General features: G+C 42.7%; 14 protein-coding genes and 7 tRNA genes. 1 reads left to right on the top strand and 20 read right to left on the bottom strand.

Going from position 1 to position 22,340, the window contains the following annotated elements; all coding sequences use genetic code 11:
• Positions 1–268 precede the first annotated feature (268 nt).
• A complete protein-coding gene (locus ACTNB8_RS06655; RefSeq protein WP_441053332.1) occupies positions 269–1,180 on the top strand; it encodes a DMT family transporter in 912 nt (303 codons plus the stop codon).
• Positions 1,181–1,376: 196 nt separating this feature from the next.
• On the opposite strand, the gene ACTNB8_RS06650 is transcribed toward ACTNB8_RS06655, so the two are convergent.
• The 20 genes from ACTNB8_RS06650 to ACTNB8_RS06555 form a co-directional block, all read right to left on the bottom strand.
• Positions 1,377–1,751 carry a metal-dependent transcriptional regulator gene (locus ACTNB8_RS06650; protein WP_441053329.1) on the bottom strand — a complete coding sequence of 125 codons (375 nt, stop codon included), beginning with the start codon at positions 1,749–1,751 and terminating at the stop codon, positions 1,377–1,379.
• Between the two features lie 155 nt (positions 1,752–1,906).
• On the bottom strand, positions 1,907–2,641 hold the full coding sequence (locus tag ACTNB8_RS06645; RefSeq protein ID WP_441053327.1) for a hypothetical protein: 735 nt from the start codon (positions 2,639–2,641) through the stop codon (positions 1,907–1,909).
• Positions 2,642–2,773: 132 nt separating this feature from the next.
• Positions 2,774–2,854 (bottom strand) — tRNA-Leu (locus tag ACTNB8_RS06640).
• A 105-nt stretch (positions 2,855–2,959) separates the two neighbouring features.
• Positions 2,960–3,032: transfer RNA gene (locus tag ACTNB8_RS06635), tRNA-Lys, on the bottom strand.
• Between the two features lie 10 nt (positions 3,033–3,042).
• Positions 3,043–3,114, bottom strand: a tRNA-Gln gene (locus ACTNB8_RS06630).
• Between the two features lie 9 nt (positions 3,115–3,123).
• A tRNA-His gene (locus ACTNB8_RS06625) sits at positions 3,124–3,197 on the bottom strand.
• Between the two features lie 5 nt (positions 3,198–3,202).
• A tRNA-Arg gene (locus ACTNB8_RS06620) sits at positions 3,203–3,276 on the bottom strand.
• A 25-nt stretch (positions 3,277–3,301) separates the two neighbouring features.
• Positions 3,302–3,372: transfer RNA gene (locus tag ACTNB8_RS06615), tRNA-Gly, on the bottom strand.
• Between the two features lie 31 nt (positions 3,373–3,403).
• A tRNA-Pro gene (locus tag ACTNB8_RS06610) sits at positions 3,404–3,478 on the bottom strand.
• Between the two features lie 190 nt (positions 3,479–3,668).
• Complete coding sequence (locus ACTNB8_RS06605; RefSeq protein WP_441053325.1) at positions 3,669–10,964, bottom strand: leucine-rich repeat protein; 7,296 nt, start codon at positions 10,962–10,964, stop codon at positions 3,669–3,671.
• 989 nt (positions 10,965–11,953) lie between these two features.
• Positions 11,954–12,433 (bottom strand): metallophosphoesterase, encoded by a 480-nt coding sequence (locus ACTNB8_RS06600; protein WP_441053323.1) that lies wholly within the window; start codon positions 12,431–12,433, stop codon positions 11,954–11,956.
• Positions 12,430–13,014: an XTP/dITP diphosphatase gene (locus tag ACTNB8_RS06595; RefSeq protein ID WP_441053320.1), complete on the bottom strand. Its 585-nt coding sequence runs from the start codon at positions 13,012–13,014 to the stop codon at positions 12,430–12,432. Before ACTNB8_RS06595 ends, ACTNB8_RS06600 begins: the two co-directional genes overlap by 4 nt.
• On the bottom strand, positions 13,015–14,163 hold the full coding sequence (locus tag ACTNB8_RS06590) for a THUMP domain-containing class I SAM-dependent RNA methyltransferase (protein ID WP_296158442.1): 1,149 nt from the start codon (positions 14,161–14,163) through the stop codon (positions 13,015–13,017). It abuts the gene before it with no gap.
• Positions 14,160–14,705, bottom strand: coding sequence for a phosphodiesterase (gene yfcE / locus ACTNB8_RS06585; RefSeq protein WP_441053317.1), 546 nt, complete (start codon positions 14,703–14,705; stop codon positions 14,160–14,162). Before yfcE ends, ACTNB8_RS06590 begins: the two co-directional genes overlap by 4 nt.
• 111 nt (positions 14,706–14,816) lie before the next feature.
• The gene (locus tag ACTNB8_RS06580; protein ID WP_296158444.1) at positions 14,817–15,125 is read right to left on the bottom strand and encodes a rhodanese-like domain-containing protein; all 309 of its coding nucleotides are present in this window, start codon (positions 15,123–15,125) and stop codon (positions 14,817–14,819) included.
• 107 nt (positions 15,126–15,232) lie between these two features.
• Positions 15,233–19,285 (bottom strand): Ig-like domain-containing protein, encoded by a 4,053-nt coding sequence (locus tag ACTNB8_RS06575; RefSeq protein WP_441053314.1) that lies wholly within the window; start codon positions 19,283–19,285, stop codon positions 15,233–15,235.
• 302 nt (positions 19,286–19,587) lie between these two features.
• Positions 19,588–19,758 carry a hypothetical protein gene (locus tag ACTNB8_RS06570; RefSeq protein WP_441053311.1) on the bottom strand — a complete coding sequence of 57 codons (171 nt, stop codon included), beginning with the start codon at positions 19,756–19,758 and terminating at the stop codon, positions 19,588–19,590.
• A gap of 328 nt (positions 19,759–20,086) precedes the next feature.
• Complete coding sequence (locus tag ACTNB8_RS06565) at positions 20,087–20,701, bottom strand: hypothetical protein (protein WP_441053309.1); 615 nt, start codon at positions 20,699–20,701, stop codon at positions 20,087–20,089.
• A gap of 114 nt (positions 20,702–20,815) precedes the next feature.
• Positions 20,816–21,559 carry a CpsD/CapB family tyrosine-protein kinase gene (locus ACTNB8_RS06560; protein WP_441053307.1) on the bottom strand — a complete coding sequence of 248 codons (744 nt, stop codon included), beginning with the start codon at positions 21,557–21,559 and terminating at the stop codon, positions 20,816–20,818.
• Positions 21,556–22,314, bottom strand: coding sequence for a YveK family protein (locus ACTNB8_RS06555; protein ID WP_441053305.1), 759 nt, complete (start codon positions 22,312–22,314; stop codon positions 21,556–21,558). Before ACTNB8_RS06555 ends, ACTNB8_RS06560 begins: the two co-directional genes overlap by 4 nt.
• Positions 22,315–22,340: the final 26 nt, after the last annotated feature.

Here is a 22,340-nt window from a genome sequence, read left to right as displayed (position 1 = left end):
GCTTCTGCGGAGTCGTATTATTTTCTCTCTTTATCAATGTATAGTTATGCATTATAATGATACCAGACTTCAAAGGTATAAATGTCGTTCCTGCTTGCAGGAAAAGACATTTAAACTTGGAAGTCGCCAAACATGAGGAAGTCGCTATTTACGTAGTAAATGCGCAGATTCCGAATGTTTGCAGGATTGTGAAAGTGCATGGCACGAAACAATCCGTAGGTATCATGAATTATAGATACAAGTTCCAGCCCACCACAAGGAGATTATTATGAAAAAAGAACAGGTTAACATCAAAAACTCTCTGCTTCTTCTGCTCACCGCCACTATATGGGGTGTGGCATTTGTTGCTCAGAGTGTAAGTATGGACTATATCGGAGGTTTTACCTTCAACGCAGTCCGCAACATCATCGGAGCCATCACACTGCTCCCTGTAATTCTCATCTTCAGCAAAAAAGACTCACATGATCACCAATCTGAAGAAGAAAAAAAAGCCTCTCGAAAAACGCTTATCACCGGCGGCATCTGCTGTGGTATCCTTCTCTGTCTTGCAAGCAATTTCCAGCAATTCGGGATTAAATATACCACTGTTGGAAAAGCAGGTTTTATCACAGCATGTTATATTATCATTGTCCCGATCATCGGACTTTTTCTCAAAAAGAAATGCAGTCCCTTTATCTGGATCGCAGTCCTGCTTTCCCTTGGCGGTCTGTATCTTCTGTGCATCAGTCCGGACGAAGGTTTTTCTATCGGGAAAGGAGATACGCTTGTGCTGATCTGTGCGGTGATTTTTTCCTTCCATATTCTTACTGTAGATCATTTTTCGCCTCTGGTGGATGGAGTCAAAATGTCCTGTATCCAGTTTCTTACCTGCGGTATTCTTTCCGGAATTCCTGCACTGCTTTTTGAAAATCCGAATCTGGCCAGTATTTTACAGGCATGGATGCCTATTCTGTATGCCGGTGTTCTTTCCTGCGGCGTTGCCTACACCCTGCAGATCGTAGGTCAGAAAGGTATGAACCCAACCGTAGCCTCTCTGATCATGAGCCTTGAATCGTGTATTTCCGTTATTGCAGGATGGCTGCTCCTCAGCCAGAATCTGAGCAGCCGCGAAATCTTTGGCTGCGTCCTGATGTTCGGTGCCATCATACTTGCGCAGCTTCCACAGAAGGCTTCAAGCTGACAGCCTGTCCCACTGGATATTTTACATCAGATAATAACTTCATATATTACAAAAGACCATCGTCCGGAAATTTCCGGTATCGATGGTCTTTTACATGCCAAAGTATGCAGGAGAAGCTGCCACCTATATGACCTGCCACTGGCAGCTCATTACGGCTGCTTTGGCAACCGGCAGGTTCTCTGTATTCGTAAACTTTTCAGATTTCATCTTTGGCTTTGAGGTGTTCTTTGATTTTTTCAAAACTTTCATCGCTCACATCATGTTCAAGTTTGCAGGCATCTGCCTTCGCAACTTCTTCTGACACACCAAGCCCCTCCAGCATTTTTGTAAGTACTGTGTGTCTCTCATAGATGCGTTCTGCAATTTCCATACCTTTTTCAAGTAATGTCACTGTTCCATAGCGATCCATGGCAATGTATCCGTCTTCTCTCAGAAGTTTCATTGCATGGCTCACACTCGGTTTGGATACGCCGAGCATAGAAGCTATATCAACAGAACGCACTCCTCCGTCTTTTCTGGACAAAACCAGGATTGCTTCCAGATAGTCCTCCGCTGATTCTCTTATCTGCATAAAAAATACCTCCCAATATTTCATATGTTAACATGAACCAACATTTTTTTCAACTATCTGACATTTTTCCTGGCGACTGTTTTTCTCATTAAGTGTCACCATTCATAACGCCCTGGTCAAAGGTCATTCTTCTCCCCTCTCAGTCCCATATTTCTTTATTTATCATCACCGGTCAGCCTGAGTGTGTCACGTATCTCTTCCACATTCATATCCAGTATCACCGCAAGTTCAGCCACGCTGAATTCGCACTTGCCATCTTCATCATCCGAAAGCTCACGTACTGCATTCTCAAGCTTCTCGACTCTTGCAATAAGGCTGTCATCAGCAAATTTCTGCTGACTCTGCTCTTCCAGAACTTTTGTAAGTCCAAGTTTTACCTGTTTCAGAAGCCATTCTTCTGTTCTGAGTGTATCTCCGGCGCCTCCCAGAGCCTGCATCAGGCTGACATTTGCCTCTTGTATAAGATCTCCCAGAAAAATTTCTTCAGCGTTCATTTCCACAGCAAGATCAGCTGCTTCTTTCAGATACCAGGCCGCCAGAGTCTGAACAGCCATCTGGTCATCTTCCGCCAGTTTACGGAACATAGTTTCTTTTTCTTCTGCACTGCCTGCTTCCGGCAATGTCTCAATATATTCTTTCAGATAGGCTTCTTCTTCGCCTGTCAGAGGAATCTGTTTCTTCTCTTCCTGGGTTTCTTCCGCCTGTACTGCAGCCCCTTCTATCTCAATCCCTCTGGTCGTCAGATATTTAAGGACTCCCAGAAGCTGATTTCTGTCCAGATCTCCTCCCGCAAAACATTCACGGATCTGTCCGGCTTTCAGTGTATTTCCCTGTGCTTTCGCAACCTCCTGGATTTCTTTTAATTTATTCTGAAATTCTTTTACGTCCACTTTAATTCCTCTCTTTCTGTCCTGTCATTCACGGCTGTTTGCCTTTCGAACAGTCATCATCTATATATTCACAATAATGTAAAAACAGCTCTCTGTAAACAGCTATTTACTATTTACAAAGAGCTGATGCAGTGCGGATAACAGGAGTTGAACCTGCACGTCATAGACACCAGAACCTAAATCTGGCGCGTCTGCCAATTCCGCCATATCCGCAGATCACTTACTTCATCAATCAATAATTTTACAGGAAAACAGAGGCAAAATCAACCCTTATTTTCAGGCAAAACAAAAGCACTATCATTGTGACAGTGCTTCTGATGAGGCATCGGGGATTCGAACCCCGGACAACTTGATTAAAAGTCAAGTGCTCTACCAACTGAGCTAATACCCCGTATAAAAGACTGGGCTAGCTGGATTCGAACCAGCGAGTGCAGCAGTCAAAGTGCTGTGCCTTACCGCTTGGCGATAGCCCAAAGGCGAAGGGTGGATACAGGGATTCGAACCCTGGGCCTCCAGAGCCACAATCTGGCGCGCTAACCAACTGCGCTATACCCACCACAACGTGCCTGAAGGGATTCGAACCCCCGACCCACGGCTTAGAAGGCCGTTGCTCTATCCAGCTGAGCTACAGACACATTTCTCTGTTATAAGCCACAGAGAAGCGGGTGATGGGAATCGAACCCACGTATCCAGCTTGGAAGGCTGGTGTTCTACCATTGAACTACACCCGCATGGTCGCTGAAACGGTATTTGTTTACAGCATCGGGGTGACAGGATTCGAACCTGCGGCCTCCTGGTCCCAAACCAGGCGCTCTAGCCAAGCTGAGCCACACCCCGTTAACGGTATTTAGTTGTTTGCGTTTTGCTTTGTCGCTCAACGCAAGACATATTATATGTCAGTCAGATGCAAATGTCAACACCTTTTTTTAAATTTTTTTATTTTTTTTATTATTTAAACAATTTCCCCAGTACGGACAATTTGTCCATACCGGGGAAACTATTGATTTTGCTGGCTTTCAGCCGTTTTTTACTTTGTTACAGTAACTGTGACTGTCACTTTTTTCTTTCCTGATCTAACTGTGATTTTTGCTTTTCCAGGTTTTTTCGCTTTGATCACACCTTTGGAAGTTACTGTCACTACCTTTTTGTTAGAGGAAGTGAAAGTAATTTTTTCCTGGCTTGTGATCGGGGTCAGAGCAGGTTTCAGCTTCAGTTTCTTTCCTTTTTTGATCCGCACCTTTTTAGTGATACTGATCTTGCTGGTTTTGACCTTACCTGCCTGTACTTTTACTTTAATTGTTTTCTTTGCTCCGTTGGCAAGCTGAATAGTAAGTGTCGTTTTGCCGGTCTTCTTCTGTGCCTGCAGAATAATCTTTCCGTTCTTCGTAAATCTGACTACCTTAACAAGCTTCTTATTTCCGGAAGTTACTGCTTTCACGTAATCACCGCTCACCATACCGGAAACTGTCAGAGCGGAAGTTTTCTGTTTCTTCCGAAGAACCAGGCTGGAAGCATTCAGCTTCATAACAGATTTTTTCACTGCCGGTTTCTGTGCGGCACTTCCGCTTCCGGAACTGCCTCCTGTGTTCTGACTTCCACCGTTTCCGTTGTTTCCATTGTTTCCTGCATTTCCATTATTTCCTGCATTTCCATTATTTCCTGTTCCTGCTTTGACAAAAACAATTACATTCTTTCTTGCTGACATATGGTTCTTATCACCGGAAGCCTGGATAACAATGGAAGCCACACCGGCTTTCTTTGCCGTGATCACTCCACCGGCATCTACAGAAGCCACATCAGGCTGTCTGGAAGTATACGAGATTGTTCCGATACCAGCTGCCCTGAGACTCACTCTGCTGCCGGTTGTAAGCTCTCGCGACATCATACCTGTGCTGATCTTCTGTTTCACCTTCGCAACCTGATACTCTCTTTCTACGAAGCCTTTGTATGAATTTCGACCGACAATCTTTATGGTGTAAGTTCCTGCATCTGTAACAGCTGTATTGCCTCTCAGAACGTAGTCCTTACCTTCTGTAAGTGTTTCGCCACTGCATACAACTGTCACTGCCGGTTTCTGTTCCTGACCTGTATATGCCAGACCTTCTTCTACAGTGATCTCTGCATTACTTAAATCCAGAGATTTTTCAGCTCCGTACAGAACCGGAATTCCTGTATTATCTGCTGTGCAGTATTCGATCGTCAGATTTCCGTCATCATCACTGAATGCCTGCGTCATAAAGAGAAGATTGGAAGGTGCGAAGAAATCCACAGATTCCTTATCACGAACCACTGCAAAGAAACAATTGCTGTTCTCAACAAGACCTGTATATGTCTGCTTCTGAATTACACCGGATACTGCTTCCCCTGCTGCATTCAGTTCCAGCACTGCGGAACCTGATGTAAAGTTCTCCGCTGTCTCGAATACAGGCTTTTCTATTTCATTAATGATCAGTTCTTCTCCGTCACCAAATTCCTCATCAACGGAAATCTCACCGATGTCATCAGCGTCGCCGGTTTCACTGCTGCTCTCTTCGGCAGATTCTTCTTCATCAGAAATGATCACTTCTTCCGACTCTGCCTGCTCTTCTGTCACTTCCGGCTCTGCAGTGCCTGTCTCAGCCTCTGAGAGGCCGTCAGAGAAGCCGTCTGCACCAACTGCTGCCTGTAATTCCTCTGATGCCATAAGCGCCTCAGGATCGTCCAGACTGCCTGTATACGGGATCCAGGTGCAGTACTGAAGACCAAGATGCTCTTTATCCTGTTCTGTTACCGTCTGTCCTGCCGGATAAAAGATGTTAATGGATTTCATCTGTGCATGTACCTGATCCAGTCTGTCATAATATATTTCATCCCGCATTTTCTCCTGCCGGAGATCTATATCTCCTCCCTGAGACGAATACACGATTGACAGAATATCCCCTCCATAATAGGTATGCATGTCTTCAAAGCATATATTTTCTATCCATCTGTTATCAAGGGCAGCTTCTCTAATGGACGTTACTGACGCTGGTATGAACACAGATTTCAGATTTCGGCAGCCATAAAAAGCTCCTCCACCTATACTCTCTACACTTTTTGGAATATCTATTTCTGTCAGACTCGTGCAGCATCCAAATGCGCCCTCTTTAATATCAGTAATATGATCTGGCAGTTCCAGTTCTGTCAGCCCTGTACAATTCCTGTACGCCGATGCTCCAATTTCAGTGATGTGATCCGGAATCTCTGCTTCTGTCAGACTGCTGCAACCACCGAAAAGTCCGGCCGGTACCACATACATATGTTTCAGAAGTTTCGACTGGTCAATTTTTTTCAGATTTTTACAGCCACTGAAAACATTATCTTCCAGATCTGTGATTTCGCCCTGTATATTCACTTCCTCAAGAGCTGTGCAGCCTGAAAATAAACTCTTCGGCAATTGAATCTTGTCCCCCAGTATGGTGACTTTTCTGAGGCCTGTCCAGCCATTAAATGCTCTCTGCTCCATTGTTTTGACACTTGCAGGGATCACGATTTCTTCCACATTCGGGCAGGTTCCTTTGGATATTTCTTTTACGGTATCCAGGAGTGTGATCTTTTTCAGCCCTGTCATGGTAGAATTGGCTGACATAACGACATTTTCTGATCCAAGTGTCAGGCTTGTAAGGTTCGGGCATTCATCAAAAGCCCATGATGTACTGAAACTGTCCAGAAGCTTTCCATTGCAATAAGTTTTGCCAGATGGTACTACTGCCTCTGTAAGACTTGTACAGCCCATGAATGCATCTTCATATATTGTTTCAACTTCATTGCCGAGAGCAATCTTTTTCAGTGCAGTACAGTCTTTAAACGCACGTGCTCCAATACTCTTCAGGTGAGAGCCCTCGTTAAATGTAACGCTTTCCAGATTCTCGCATCCATTAAATGCATCATACCAGATTGTCTCAATACTTGCAGGCAGCTGGATTTCTTTCAGATTCGTACATCTGTCAAAAGCATCCCCATATATAGTTCTAAATCCCTCAGAAATTTTTACCCTTTTCAGAGATGCTGGCATGTCATCGATTCCAAATAGTGCCCCATCAATTTTATCCGGCAAAATAAGCTCTTCCAGACTGGTAAGCTCTGAAAAATCCACATAGCCCAGATATTCCATATGTTCCGGCCAGACGATCTCTTTCAGGTGTGAAGCGCCTTTAAATGCGTAGTCTTCAATTCTTTTTACTTTTTCTCCAATGATGATCGTTTCGCATTCTGAATTTCCTGCTTTAACAACTTTTGGAACATTCAGGATAATTTTCTTTGCAGTGGCACCAAGACTTTGCAGGTTAAATCCATCGTAACCAAGCACCGTCAGCTCATCCAGCGCCACGCCGGACAGACTGCTTCCTCCCATTGTTGTAACTATTTCCGGAATTGTAAACTTCTTAAGGCCAGTATCTTTGAATGCTAAAACATCAATACTCTCAACAGTCGCTTCTGTCATATCAACGGTATCAAGTGATGTACAATTCATGAAGGACGAGGAGCCTATTGTTTTTACACTTTGCGGTATTTTGATGTTTTTAAGCGAACTGCAGTTATAAAAGGCATATGACTTTATTGTAGAAATACTCTCTGAAAGCGTTACATTTTCAAGTTCTGCACAATTATAAAATGTACTTCTTTTTACTTCCATAACCTTATCAGGAATCCTGATTTTCAGAAGCGTACTACAGCCACTGAAAGCAAATTCCCCAATACTCGAAATATTTTCCGGCAGTTCAATTTCAGTAAGACTGGTACAGTTCTGGAACGCATAATCCGGGATGCTGGTAATTCCTGATGGTAATTTCACCTTCTGAAGTTTATCGCAATTATAAAAATCTTCCTCTGCCAGCTCCGTCATGATGGAATCACTCATGATAACAGTTTCAACATCTGACTCTCTAAAAGAAGCTTCCATCACTTCAACTTCATCTGTAAAGACAATGTTTTTTGCATGTACGCCCAGATTAATGCCATCAACTTTCTTCACACCGACAGTAAGATTTTCCGCCCAGCCTGTAAATGTAGCCGGATTTGAATACTCACCTGCATGCAAAGTATAAGCACCATATAAATTCAGATTTTCCATATGTGATCCGGCGATTGCTCCGGATCCAAGATAAACTACAGTAGAAGGTACTGTCATATTTTTCAGAGAAATACATTCGGCAAAAGCATTGTCATCAATAACTCGAACTGATGAAGGAATTGTTATTTCTTCCACACCGCTGCAGTCTGTATATTTGAAAACATTACTTCCTATGCATTCAACTCCGGAGCCGATCACAACTTTTTTAACTTCTGCTGTACAGGCTTCTTTTTGCAGTGCACCTAACACACCTGTTCCATTTACATAAAGAGTATCACCAGACTGTGAGATACTGGCTGTACTTTGTAATCCATAAACAGTTGTTGTGGTATCTCCGTCAATCTGAATCCAGCTCGTTGTTCCGACAGAAATCCCTTCTCGTCTTGAAGTATAAGGCCCTGTCTTCACCAAATTCCATGCCTGATCAAATGCCAGCAGATATCTGCCCTTTTTCAGTTCAAATTCCCATTCACCCCAACTGTCATAGTCATCTACCAGTTTGCCATCCTCACTGTATAATTTTGCAGTATATCCTTTATAGGTTTCATCACTCAGTACATTAAAGCCAATCGTTACTGCATATACTGCTTCTTTCAATGTCAGTGTAACGCTCTTATCCACATCTTCAACTGTTACCGTTCCGGTTCCACTGAGGTCACCTTTCGTACCGGTCAGTTCCCAGGTGCCTCTACCCAGGACAAGCTCTGCTTTACCGTTCATGTCGCTGATGCCGCCATATCTCTTATCGCCGTTCACAGCAACTACTCCGGCATTTTCCAGTGGATTTCCTGATTCATCCTGAATCTGAACAGTAATAGTACGTTTTCCATAAACAGTGATGCTCACTTCCTGATCTTCGCCATTTACAGCCACAGAAGATTCGCCTTCCAGATTTCCCTCTGTTCTTGCAGCCTGAATGGTATAATCTCCGTCTTCCAGATATACTTCTGCCTTTCCGTTTTCGTCAGTAACAGCTGAGTCATCCAGTACATTCTCTTTCTCTGAATCAATTCCTGCGATGCTGGCATCTGTCACCGGTTTTCCGCTTTCATCCACTACAGATACAGTCACTTTGTAAGCAGGGCCGTGAAGTTTCACGTCCATTTCCAGATTCCTGCTGACTTTTGTACTGAATTTCTTTTCCAGATCACCATTGTGGATTTCAATATCATAAGCTCCGCCGATCAGCTGGAAATTCGCCTTGCCACTTCCATCTGCTGTAACTTTTGTTACGTTGCCTTTGCTGTCTGTTGCAGTGACTTCTGCCCCACGCTGGGCAATGCCTTTTTTGTCTTTAATATTGTAAGTGATGGAGTACTCACGCTCATCCATGACGATCTCGTGCTCTTCACTTTCCGCTTCAACTGTGAATTTTTCTGTTGCTGTGAGAGAACCTTTGTCAAAAACAGCCTCATACTCTCCCGGCGCCAGTAAAATTGAATATTCACCTTTCGCATCTGTTTTCATCAGTCCCTGCGTCGTCCAATCCTCATTCCGAGTCGCTTTTCCGTCGCATTCCTTGTGTTCATTCAGCTGTTTTAAGCTTATCTCGGCACCTTCCACCAGTTCTTTCGTTGCCTTATCTGATGCAGTAAAAGATGTTTTGTACAGATAATGAGGACACGTTCCCTCGCCCAGACCACTGTAATCAATGGAATAGAAATAAGTTCCCTGATTTGCTGTAAGTGTGGCAAGTGTTATCGCCGTTTTCATTTTGTCATTCAGAACATCAAGTTGCAGGGTCACGCTGAGTTTCAGATTTATGACAATACTGAGGCATTGTCCATCTTTACAGCTGTGCTTCTTGTTATCCATGTCCGGCGGCAATTCTATTGTATTCGATACCTTGAATTCACCTCCTGCCTTTACACTGAATGAAAATTCTGATTTGAGTTTTTCGATCTCATCAAGTATTTTAACTGCGACCTTAAATTTTATTCCTATGAAAAAAGAGGCCTCGATTTTCAGCTTATTCTCCATTCTGGGCGCCTCGGAGGCATTTTTCCATTCTCCGTCATGTCTGACCCCTATACTGCCGCTAATCTTACTAGATACGCTGATACTTCCTGTTATTTCCAGGCAGAAAATAGGCATTACAACAATATCACAGCCTACTACCGGAGTAAAAGTAAGTTCCATCATGGTCCATTCCCATTCTCCGTCTGTAGTTCCCTCAAAAGTAAAATTATAGTTGATGCTCCAGTCCATATTTACCTGAACATAAGAATTTCCGAAAGCCGAAGAATAATCCACGCGTATCTTACCCCACTCCAGATACAGGTTACCTTTGGCAGTCCATGTGGTATTCTTGCCTGAAATATCCAGTTTTACAACAGGTTCACTCAACGTTACATCCGAAGAAACACCTGCCGCCTCCGCAGCATCTTCTGACTGTACATCTACTTCTTCTGTATTTCCGTCTGTAAGACCTTTATACGTCAGATATTCGCTCATACATGAGGTATCTACATTTTCGACTTTTACACCGTCGTCTCCGTCTGTATGGATTCTGAACTGCTCAAATATATCGTTAATATAAAGAGCATCACCTGTTGTGACAGTGACTGTATTTCCTTTTACAGTGACTTTCGCTACACGGCAGGCATCCATCAGACCTGACTTGTAGTTATATGCAATGATATCGCCTTTTTTCAGCGATTTTGCCTTTGCACTTGCATTGGTAAAAGTCCAGGTTCCGTCTGCATTTTTAGTAAGGATATCAGTCGTTCCGTCTTCATTAAAAACCACTATGCTTTCATTATATACAGCGAAGTTCAGGTTCTGATTTTCCTCAGAGCCGGTATCCAGATACACAAGGCGGTCCGTTTCCTCGAAATCTTCTGCTGTCTTGCTCATAAGATCCTGAATATTTTTTGTATAATACTGGGAATCATATGCCTCGCAGACAGGTTCTCTTGTCTCCGGATCAAGAAGATATGCTGACACCCTGAAATACTGTGGCGGTGTATCGCTGAGTTCGATCTGCACGCTTGTCTGCTCCGTCGGCTCTACCAGTGCATGGCCGGAAGCCAGAAGACTCTTGCCATCTTCTGTAAAGATTCCTGTCACAAGATCTGCCTGTACGTTTGTGACATAACTGACAGTCACAATTTTTCCCTCCACAGTCAGATCACTGATATACGCTTCTGCCTGTGTCCTGGTAAATTCCTGCTGGAGTTCCTCTGACACAAGGGAACCGACCGTCCCTTCTCCTTCCGTGGCAACATTCATAGATGTGCTTTGCTGCTCACCTTTTTCTTCTGTAGATCCTTATGTTCCCGATGTGTAATCCTGCACGTTCTCACTGGCCGCCCAGATGCCGGATACATCCGTCATCATCATTACCATGGCAATAAGAAACGCAAGGATTCTTCTTTTCTTTTTCATACGCCTTCCTCCTGTATAATTTCTTATAAAAATAATATCATAGAGAATGGCGTTTTTCCAACATAAAAAAGCGTTTTTTTGTAATATTTATATTACTTTAACCACCTGCAACAACATTCTGAACTTCCGTCAATTCCCTTTCTTATTTACTTGACCTCTAACCTCAAATTCTCGATTTGCAGTCAACTCATTTCTCCAAGCTGATTGACTTCTTTTGACATTTTTGCGATTTGCGATCAACTCAATTCTCCAAGCTGATTGACTCCTTTTGACATTTTTGTGATTTGCAGTCAACGCAGCTCTCTAATCTGATTGACTTCTTTTGATATTTTTGCGATTTGCAGTCAACGCAGCTCTTTAATTTGATTGACTCCTTTTGATATTTTTGCGATTTGCAGTCAGCTCAACTCTTTAATTTGATTGACTCCTTTTGATATTTTGCGATTTGCAGTCAACGCAGCTCTCTAATCTGATTGAGGCTGACAAAAATCTCTGTACTGTCCCAACGCAGTCAATTCTGCCTGAGTAATCATCCTCAAAAATCAATTTTACGTCATTGGAACATTACGGAGTAATTTTCTATAACAAAAAAGAGTATCTCTCCACAACTGGCCAAAAAGCAACAACCAGTTGCAAAGAAATACTCCACTTTAGTCAAGCGGATATTCGCAATCCGCTTTGCTACTTGCTCATAACCGAATAACTGCTTCGAAGTTTACAGAAGGAGCTTGCACTTCTCCTGATACAGACAAGTCCCCACCCACTGCTTATTGCTTTTCGCAGTTGAAGCAGGGGACTTACTTGGTTCGGTTAAAATCATATACAATAACAATCTACAGATATCTTATCTCCCCGGTTATCTGCCCTTCATCTGTAGTCTCCAGGACTGCATAACTCGGTCTGCGTCCGGCCTGTCTCGGATAAGAAAGACTTCCCGGATTCACTGCAAGAATGCCATCTACATTCTCAAATACGGGCTTATGTGTATGTCCGAAAAATACCCCGTCACAGTTTCTGGATCTTGCTTCATCCACAACTCCTAAAATATCAAGCGATACACCATAATAATGTCCGTGCGTGACCAGAAATTTCTTTCCTGCTATATCAATTTCCTCTTCTCTGGAAAGGTCTGAGAAGAAATCATTGTTTCCGGAAACAATACAGCAGGGACATTCTGCCAGCGCCTCAACAAAAATCTCTCTGCCTTCCACATCACCGCAGTGGATCAACATATCAAAAGGAGCTTCTCTGTATACCGCCTGCTCCAGATTTTCATCATGTCCATGTGTATCACTGACTACAAGGATTTTCATCGAAGTGCGTCCTTAATGGCACGCAGAGCCTTCCCTCTGTGGCTGATTTTGTTTTTTTCTTCCATGGAAAGTTCCGCTGATGTGCAGCCGAATTCCGGAAGATAAAAAATCGGATCATAGCCAAATCCGTTTTCGCCGCTTTCTTCATAACCAATACGGCCTTCCATGGTTCCTCTTGCTGTTTTTTCTGTTCCGTCAGGAAAAGCAGCCGCAATCTCACATACAAACCTTGCTGTTCTTTTTTCATCAGGAACACCGTTCAGACGTTCTACAAGATTCGCATTTTTGATATGATATGAAGTATCCTCTCCCATATAACGGGCAGAATATACACCCGGCTCCTTATTCAGATAATCAATCTCAAGGCCTGAATCATCCGCCAGTACAATTTCTCCTGTAAGGTCACGGATCGCTCTTGCCTTGATCAGGGCATTTTCTCTGAATGTCGTACCATCTTCCACAATATCTGCATGGATTCCGGCATCTTTTAATGAAAGAAGCTCAATATCCAGATCTTCCAGAATTTCACGGATTTCTTTCATCTTGCCTTCATTTCCTGTTGCAAAAATAACTTTTTTCATTTATCCATTCCTCCTCGGCGGCTTCGGTCCAAGAAACTGATAATAATAAGTTTTCAGCATACCATTATAAATCTTGCGGTTTTTGTCCGCTTTTCTTCCAATATCATTTTCCGCACGGTCATAAGAAGTGATCAGATACATGGACCACTTGTCCAGATTTCGGAAGCTTTCTCCGATCTCACGGTACAGAGCAGGAAGCGCCTCCTTTTCTTCGAGACGTTCCCCGTATGGCGGGTTTGTAATAATAAATCCATACGGCTTCGGATGACGGAGTTCTTTCACCGGCCTCTGCTGGAAATGGATCAGTTTTTCCACACCTGCCATTTTTGCATTGGCTCTGGCAGCCTTGAGTGCCTCAGGATCAATATCATATCCCTGAATATCTGTGTCAATATCCAGATTCACACGATCCTGTGCCTCCTCCAGCGCATCATACCAGTATTTACGCGGAACAATGTGTTTCCAGTCTTCGGCGAGGAAAGAACGGTTCATTCCAGGAGCCATATCTGCAGCCATCATTGCAGCCTCAATCGGAAATGTACCACTTCCGCAGAAAGGATCAACAAGAATACGGTCTTTGTTCCACGGGGTCAGCATGATCAGTGCAGAGGCAAGCGTCTCGGTGATCGGCGCTTTTACGGTCATCTGACGATAGCCTCTCTTATGAAGAGAAACACCGGAAGTATCGATTCCAATGGTTGCGATATCTTTCATAAAAGAAACGCGGATCGGAAAACTTGCTCCATCTTCCTGAAACCAGGAAATTCCGTAAACACCTTTCAGTCGCTCTACAATGGCTTTCTTCATAATCGACTGAATATCAGATGGGCTGAACAGGGCACTTTTTACGGAATTTGCCTTTGCTACCCAGAATTTACCGTCTTTCGGAATATATTCCTCCCACGGTATGGCCTTTGTTTTTTCAAAAAGCTCATCAAATGTAACTGCCTTGAATTCTCCAGCTTTCAGCAAAATCCTCTCTGTAGAACGCAGAAACATGTTTGCCTGTGCGATTCCCGGTGCGTCTGCCATAAAAGTAACTTTTCCATCTTCAACTTTACTGATCTCGTAACCAAGATCAAGGATTTCTCTTTTCAGCACTGCTTCCATACCAAAGTGGCAGGGTGCGATCAGTTCCATATATTTCATGCAAGCCTCATTTCTCTGACGGTATTTCCATCAAAATCTTTAATTGTAAAAACACCATCCTCCAGAACTGCATAAGTCGGTGGATTTCCCTCTTTCGGGATAGATACAGACCCCGGATTCAGAAGAATATAGCCGTCTCTTTTTTCTGCTTTCAGCACGTGTGTATGACCGTGGATCAGAATATCTCCTTCTTTAAAAGGCGGAAGATTATTTTCATTATAGACATGTCCATGTGTGGCATAAAAAGTCAGCCCGTCAATTGCAAGGATACAGTAATCTGCCATTACAGGAAACTGAAGTACCATCTGGTCTACCTCTGCCTCACAGTTTCCTCTGACTGCATAAATTTCATTCTTCATATCATTGAGCATGGGAATCACTTCCTTCGGTGCGTATTCCTTCGGAAGATCATTTCTCGGTCCATGATAAAGCAGATCGCCCAGAAGCACCAGGCGCTCTGCCTTTTCTTCTTTATATGCTTCCAGCATCTTACGACAGTAATATGCTGAACCATGTATATCGGATGCAAACATGTATTTCATTGATTATCTCTCCTTCTGGCATCTTTCAATCATTTTGTTACTGTTTTCAGCAACTTGTTTTTTTCCTTTTTACCTTATCATGATTATCCGTAAATTACAAGACAGTGCTGTTCACTGCTGCACAAGATTTCGCCCCCGATAGGCCTGAAAACCACCGATCACCGATCTGGTTCGGTAACCTTTTCTGACATATTCCCTGGCTGCCGCCATGCTTGCGCCGCCTCTGTCACAGTAAAAAATCAGCAGCCGGCTTTTGTCCGGGACACTGCTCTCTCCAAGCTGATCATATGGTATATTTATGGCACCCTTCACATGACTTTTATTATAAGAGGAGACCTCCCTCAGATCTATGATCATCGCATCTTCGCGTCCCACATAATAATCCAGCATTCTGGCAGAAATTGTTTCTATGGGAAACATGATATTCCTTCCTTTTTTATTTATTGTATGCCGGTTCTGCTCTATATGTTTGTTCATACTGGCGACACAGAAAAGACTCCGCCGGAGCGGAGCCTTCAGACTTTTTGTTATTTTGTAACCGTTACAGTACATTTGATTTTCTTTTTGCCGGATTTGATCGTGATAGTCGCTTTTCCTGGTTTCAGAGCTTTGATCCGTCCTTTTGAATCCACCTTCACAACCTTCTTATTGGAACTTGTATATTTAATCTTTTCTGTACTGCTGATCGGGCTGAGTACTGCTTTCAGAGCAGAGGATTTACCTTTTTTCAGGATAAGTTTCTTTGCCACGCCTGTGATCTTTTTGGTTTTTACTTTGCCCTTCTGCAATGTCACTGTAATGACCTTCTTTGCACCGCCCGCTGTCTGAACAGTCACTGTCACTTTTCCGGAAGGTTTCACTGCTTTCAGTTTTACTGCACCGTTACCTGCTTTTGCAGCTTTCAGTGCTCCCGGATCAGAAGATGTAACTGACTTAAGGTAGTCATCACCTGTCATTCCTGTTACTGCCACATTTACAGATTTGCCTTTCTGAAGTGGAAGGCTGGAAACCTGTACCTCAACAGTTGCTTTAAGTGTTGCTGTTTTTCTTGTCTCTGTCGCACTGCATTTTGTACATTTTCTTGTTTCTGTTCCCTGTTTCAGGACTGTTGCCGCAGTTGTCTTCTGATAGCTTCCCCAGGTATGTTTGCCTGTCGCAGGAATATCCGGGAGGCTCTGTTTCGCTCCGCAGATTTTACACTCCTGATGCTGTTTACCTGTTGTACCGCAGCCTGGCTGACTGTCAATCTTTGTTTCCATGGCATGACCGGTCGCCGGTATCTCCACTTTTGCAGTTTCTCCACAGTAATCACATTTAACCAGATGGTATCCTGTCTCTGTGCAGGTCGGTTCTTTTGATTCTATTGTATCAAATCTGTGCTGGCACTGCACATCTGAATCATAAACAGAACCAAATTCATAATCTGCAGTTGCAAGTTCTCTGTCCGCTCCAGGTCTGTATGCAACAAGTCTCACATTTGTACGTCTGGAAGTTTTACGAATAAGCGTCGGTACCAGAGCTTCTGCCAGAACATCCCAGTCATTTTCCTCATGATACTGAAGGAGTTCATACTCATTTGCCGGAACTTCTTCCCATTTCCCGGTTTCATCGTTATATTCCACTACCTTCGGTTCATAGTCCAGCATGTTCAGGTTTTCACCGGTTTTTACATTCTGCGGAACTTCCTTCAGCACGATTCTTCCGGTCTGATCTGTGACACATACATTGAAGTTTCCATCTGCACTCCACAATGGATCACCATAAGAGTCTTTTTCACTGGAAAAAGCTCTCAGATGAATATGTCCATTACTTTCTCCATATGGATTGTTTGCGGTTATCTTCAGATTTCCATCCTCTGTCCACTCAATGTTCTCAAACACGCCTCCGTCATAATCAATCTCTTCTTCCCACTCATAGTCTTCTTCCAGTACTTCGCCTTCCGGATGATCCTGATCTTTGAAATATACCTTCGGTGTGACAATATTTTCACCTTCCGTAAGTTTCTGATAATCGTCTGCATATTCAAGCTCTATCCAGTAAATTCCGTTGTTTGTTACCTGTACCTCAAAGGAAGCGGATCTTGATTTTCTTTTAAGGTCTCTGTAATTCAGGACTACCCTTGCGGTTCCTTCTTCTTTTGCTTTCAGAAGCCATCCGCCGCTCTGTTTCACAAGACTGCACACATCAGGATCAGAGATCATCATTTTTGTGATCGTGATCGGTGTGCCTCCGCCCCACGGATATTCTGCATTTCTCTGCCAGCAGTTAAACTCCTTATCGATCCATGCTGTTTCTCCCGGTAAAAGAGCTCTGTCCTGATCCGGAATCTCATAATTGATTTCATTGTACTGTACAGGCTGGATACCTGCTGGTTCTTCCCAGTAAACCTCATCCCCTACAGATACGACTGCCTGGATTTCAAATCCGCATTCATTACCGTTTCTTTTCCAGAGCCAGTCATAGGCTTTTGCAAGTTTCCCTGCATCAAGGATCAGTTTATTATCAGATTCATCATCAAATCTCCAGAATTCACCAACTGTTTCTGCAAAATCATCAGGCAGAAGCATAAACTCACTGTTTTCCTGCTCCCAGTTCCTGTATCCGAATCTCCAGCCAAGCTCTGCATTCTCCATGTCTGCAAGATTCTCTGTATCTACGGTCAGTTCATATGATTCACCTGCAAAAAGATATGTACTGTTGTCTCCGTCTCTCATGTTTTCAAACCTTACAGAATAATCCAGCTGTTCAAATCTGAATTCCCGGTCAATCTCCAAACCTTCCTGACACACTGCATATACCCTGATCCAGGTACTCTCCGGTGTCACACGTTTCAGAACAGGGAGACCATATTTTCCGGTTTCTACTGTTTCTACTTTTTCCCAGCCCTCCTCATCGTACTCAAGACGCCAGGTAATATCTTCTCTGGTTGTGGTATCACTGCCTGCTTTATAATGTTTCACTTCCAGATCTTTGCTGTTCAGATCCAGAGTTCCGAGAACTTCAGGATCTTCATCAAGAAATTCCGGATAAATAACATCGTATTCATTGCGGACATTGATCCCAATTTCCTGATGTGTAACTGCATCCCATTCTTCATTTTCTTCATTATATACAGATGCTTTCAGGCGGATTCCTGTACCCATTGCTTCCCTGTCATCCGGAAGTGCTTTTGAAGTTACTGTCAGCTGATGAGTTTCCTCGTCTATCTCAACACTGACAACATCTTCATCATAAGACCAGCCGTCTTCTGTCGGATCCAGTTCCAGTTTCCATTCAGAAACTTCTTCTCCGTCACGTTCTTCACCTTCTTCACTCTGATGATACCAGTCATGGTACAGGTGAACCGGAATGGTGATTTCACTCTCGGGAAGCATTTCTGAGCCAGATGCCGGATACTGAATATCAAGGTTAAATCTGTCTTCACTTACAAAAATCAGAAATCTGTCTTCATATACAGTTTCACCGTCATTTACTGTATATTCATATGTTACTTCTGCAGTTCCTGTGTTTCGTGCAGTGATCATCCAGCCGGTTGCTTCACTTCCGGCACTCTCACATACCGGGCCCTGATTTTCCTGATCTTCTGTATTTTCGTCTACTAAATTCTTTACTGTCACATTTCTGATATGTGCGTCCCCTGGACCGCCATCCGGAAATGGGTGCGCAGAGTCCTGTAAAAAACACGAATAAGATGAACTTACAGACACATCATCACCTACAAGAAGCACCGCATTTTCCGGCAATCCCTGAACTTCACGACGCGTTTCCATGGAACGTAGTCCCACAAATGCCACATACGGATCGTTTGTATTTTCTACCGAAACTTTTGCATTTACTTCAAACCAGTAATCATTACCCATTGTATTGCTGAGCCATTCATACGCTTCTGCCAGTTTCGCTCCGTTAAGTTCAAGAAGTTTTTCGTTTTTATTTTCAGAATCTTTTACTTCCCAGAATTGAATTCCAAATATGGAAGGAAGTTCTGCAAATTCAGGCATGTCATTTACATAATGGCTGTATCCGATTTCCCATTCTACAGCCTGTCCTTCTGTCAGCTTCGATGTATCCAGTGCCAGTGTATAATTTTCTTCTGTGTACACTGTCGCAAGATAGCCGTCCAGCAGATCCTCATTTGTGAATCGGATAAGAGGCTCTTCATTTCCGTTCTCTTCCACTCCTTCATTACCTGCTGAAAAAAGTTCCTCCTCTTCTTCGATCACAGTCTCTTCAGAATCATCTGCATCTTCCTCCATAGAAACTTCTTCCGTGTCCTCAGCCAGGATTTCTTCTTCAGAACCCTCTTCTGTTTCTTCCTGAAGCTGGACATCATCTGTAAATTTCTCTGTTAATGCTCCCTCCGCTGTCTCTTCCGGGGTTGCATCTGTCTGCGCTGTTTCCTGCGGTTCTTCTGTTCCTGTCTCTGCAGATATACTTTCCTCTGTTACAGATTCTTCTGCCTGAATTGCTTCCTGCACCTCATCATCAGTAAATTCACTTCCGAATACAGTAAATGAATTACTGCTGAATACCACAGTAAATGCCAGCAACCACGCCAGTGTTCTTTTTCCTTTTGGTTTCATTCGCCTTCCTCCTTTTTAGAGTTCCGTTTGTACATAAAAAACAACTGTTTTTTATGTAGACTGATATAATTTCATTATAGATGTAACGAATAATAATAGCAAGGAAATTATCGTAACTGTTCGCATGTAATATTCCGCGAGGTGTTTTGCCATGAATATGGCAAAATCCCGAGACATACAGGGCAAAATCCCATCACCGAAGGTGATTTGGAATGGATTTTGACCAAGTTGCTGTGAACGGAGTAAACAGCAACAATTTGTCAGAAAAAAAGCTCCGCCGAAGCGAAGCCTTTCTGATACTTTTAGTATCTCTGTTCCTCATTATATGCACTTGAAGTTTTATCTGTGGAACTGTTTCTTGATGAGTTTCTGGAGCTGTTTTTTCCGCTGTTCTGACTGTTCATTGAATTCTTGCTGGTAGTTTTGTCTGAGCTGTAATTTTTGTTGTTTTCATTTTCATAATTTTTTGTCATTGAAATAGTCCTCCTGATTCAATTTATAAAGAAACGGCAGTTCATACTGCCACTTCTGTTACAGATTTTATTATTTCACAGAATCAGAAATTTATTCATTTTTTATGAATGAACAGAGAAAACCCCGGTAGGGGAGCTACCGGGGTTTTCAAGGGGAGTATAAATAATTAAATAAGGGGTTATGTAAAAAAAATTTTTGAAGGGTAAATTCTTTTTACATCAAAGATTATAATATAAAGTTTCCAAAAAAGCAATACATTTTACATAATATCAAACTAAAAAAGCTCCCTGCGTGGTCAGGGAACTTCTTTAAATCAAAGCGGAGTTATTATCTAACTCTTACTTTGATAGTCTTTGTAACTTTTTTGTAGTTTGCAGCCTTAACAGTAACTTTTACAGTGTATGTACCTTTTGGAGCACCTTTTACAACTGTGATCTTACCTTTTTTGCTGACTTTAACTGCCTTCGGGTTACTGGATGTCCATGTAACCTTACCAGCTTTTTTGGTAACTTTTACAGTCTGAGAATAAGCTTTCTTCTTAACTGATTTTTTGCTAACAGAAATCGTGCTCTTGGAAACAGTTACTTTCTGTTTAGCCGGTTTGATTGTATAAGTTAAAGTTTTTGTATATCCGCTGTATTTACCGATACCTTTGATTTTGATCTTGTAAGTACCAGCTTTTTTCATGTTCTTTGGATATACTACTTTATAATCTTTTCCAGCTTTAAGAGTAACTTTTTTACCGTTTTTCTTTGTCATTTTAACGGTTTTGATCGCCGGTTTCTTGGTTTTTCCAGTATAAGTAGCAGTTTTCTTTTTCAGTGTCGCTGTTGTAAAAGTCTGTTTAGCCGGTGAACTTGATGCTGCCATAGCCGGAACTGTCATAGTAAATAATACCATAACAGCAAGCATAACAACTGCAAGCTTTTTAAATGTCTTCATTTGACTCAACTCCTTCACACAAAAAAACATATCAATAAACGGCCCTCCCCACGCAGACCCATTTATCCGGGTTATAAAACAAATAGTTGCTGTATGTAATCGCCTTTCACGACGTTACCTGTCTTTTTTTTCTTTTTTCTTTTTATCCGGTTCATAGCCGTATCCATAACCATATCCATAATGGTTTCCGTATTTTCCATACTTACCATATTTTCCATAAGCTCTTCCTGCAGTCTCTGCACGGTTCAGAACTGTTCCGAGAAGTTTACAGCCTGACTGACGGATCTCGTAAAGAGACTGACGAATAATCGTTCTGGAAGTCTCTCCTGCTCTTACGACCAGTACTGCGCCATCACACATGGAGGCGATCAGGGCACCGTCGGAAACACTTCCAAGCGGTGGAGTATCAATAATAACAAAACGGAATTTCCCGGCCAGTGTATCCAGCAATTCACGGAATCTTGCATCTTCCAGAAGCGGAGACGGATTCTCAAGAAGCTGTGTACACGGAACAATATATCCATTTTCAATATTTGTTTTGTATACTACTTCATCATATTCAGCCAGTCCTGAAAGATAATGGTTCAGACCTTTGGCATCTGTATAATCGGCCTGCAGCCTTTTCATCATAACAGACTTACGAAGGTCAACATCTACCAGCACTGTAGGAAATCCTGCTTCTGCAAGCATTTTCCAGAGATATGCAGCTACCGTACTTTTACCTTCATTTGGAAGACAGCTGGTAAGAAGAATCTTTCTTGTATTTTTTCCACAGAATTTAATATTGATACGGAGACGGTTCATAGCTTCTTCTACAGCATATGGGAGCTCCGGAAATGTAATCTGTAATTCATTCATTTTTTCTTTCTCCTTTTCTTACTGCTTCCGTAATAAGCTTCCTCCATATCTTCTACCCTGTCACTGTCAGGAATCGTTGTCAGCGGTACAAGGCCAAAATACTTCTCCATATCATCTGCTGTATGAATGGTATCATCCATAAGATATCTCACAATAAGAACTCCACAGCAGAGGATCAGTCCCAGAAGTCCCCCCATCAGAGTATATTTCATATAGCTCGGTGCTGCCTTGTATTCCGGAAGTTTTGCATGCTGTGCAATATTCGGAGCAAGCGTACTCATAGTCTCAGGCAGATAGGAAACTGCTACCTCTGCCATAGTCTCTGCCAGATCCATGGAAAGCTGCGGATCCGTTGTTGTTGCCGTAATCTGCAGTACACGGGTATCTGTAGGATTATTCAGTGAATAAAGTCCCTGAAGCTGATCATAGGTCATATCGAGATTCAGTTCATCGATCACACGGTTCAGTACCGGATAACTGAGCATCAGTTCTTCATAATCCGCTGTCAGAGAGGTACCCAGATTAAGGTCACTTAAGTTGACCACTGAATCATCTGACGCTGACACCACATAAAGTTTTGATGTGGACTGGTATGTTGGTTCGATACCGAAAAAAGCATATGCATTCAAAAGCAATGCTCCGGCAAGCAGACAGAGCAGGATATAGTGCCAGTGATCCAGCAGCATGTATGCCAGATCCAGCAGGTCTATTTCCATCTCTTCATTCATGTTTTCCTGCATGTTTTCCTGATTCATAGTTTTTCTCCTTATTTATCATCGGG

The sequence above is a fragment of the Blautia sp. HCP28S3_G10 genome, from assembly GCF_052065235.1.
GTDB lineage: Bacteria > Bacillota > Clostridia > Lachnospirales > Lachnospiraceae > Blautia_A.
This window is presented reverse-complemented; position numbering and strand designations above follow the sequence as displayed.

Excerpts from the sequence above, each read along its gene's own strand:
- ACTNB8_RS06565 (WP_441053309.1), bottom strand. The coding sequence starts at position 20,701 with ATGAAGACATTTAAAAAGCTTGCAGTTGTTATGCTTGCTGTTATGGTA.
- ACTNB8_RS06655 (WP_441053332.1), top strand. The coding sequence starts at position 269 with ATGAAAAAAGAACAGGTTAACATCAAAAACTCTCTGCTTCTTCTGCTC.
- ACTNB8_RS06595 (WP_441053320.1), bottom strand. The coding sequence starts at position 13,014 with ATGAAAAAAGTTATTTTTGCAACAGGAAATGAAGGCAAGATGAAAGAA.
- ACTNB8_RS06590 (WP_296158442.1), bottom strand. The coding sequence starts at position 14,163 with ATGAAATATATGGAACTGATCGCACCCTGCCACTTTGGTATGGAAGCA.
- ACTNB8_RS06575 (WP_441053314.1), bottom strand. The coding sequence starts at position 19,285 with ATGAAACCAAAAGGAAAAAGAACACTGGCGTGGTTGCTGGCATTTACT.
- ACTNB8_RS06600 (WP_441053323.1), bottom strand. The coding sequence starts at position 12,433 with ATGAAAATCCTTGTAGTCAGTGATACACATGGACATGATGAAAATCTG.
- ACTNB8_RS06570 (WP_441053311.1), bottom strand. The coding sequence starts at position 19,758 with ATGACAAAAAATTATGAAAATGAAAACAACAAAAATTACAGCTCAGAC.
- ACTNB8_RS06650 (WP_441053329.1), bottom strand. The coding sequence starts at position 1,751 with ATGCAGATAAGAGAATCAGCGGAGGACTATCTGGAAGCAATCCTGGTT.
- ACTNB8_RS06580 (WP_296158444.1), bottom strand. The coding sequence starts at position 15,125 with ATGTTTCCCATAGAAACAATTTCTGCCAGAATGCTGGATTATTATGTG.
- yfcE (WP_441053317.1), bottom strand. The coding sequence starts at position 14,705 with ATGAAATACATGTTTGCATCCGATATACATGGTTCAGCATATTACTGT.
- ACTNB8_RS06605 (WP_441053325.1), bottom strand. The coding sequence starts at position 10,964 with ATGAATGTTGCCACGGAAGGAGAAGGGACGGTCGGTTCCCTTGTGTCA.
- ACTNB8_RS06555 (WP_441053305.1), bottom strand. The coding sequence starts at position 22,314 with ATGAATCAGGAAAACATGCAGGAAAACATGAATGAAGAGATGGAAATA.
- ACTNB8_RS06560 (WP_441053307.1), bottom strand. The coding sequence starts at position 21,559 with ATGAATGAATTACAGATTACATTTCCGGAGCTCCCATATGCTGTAGAA.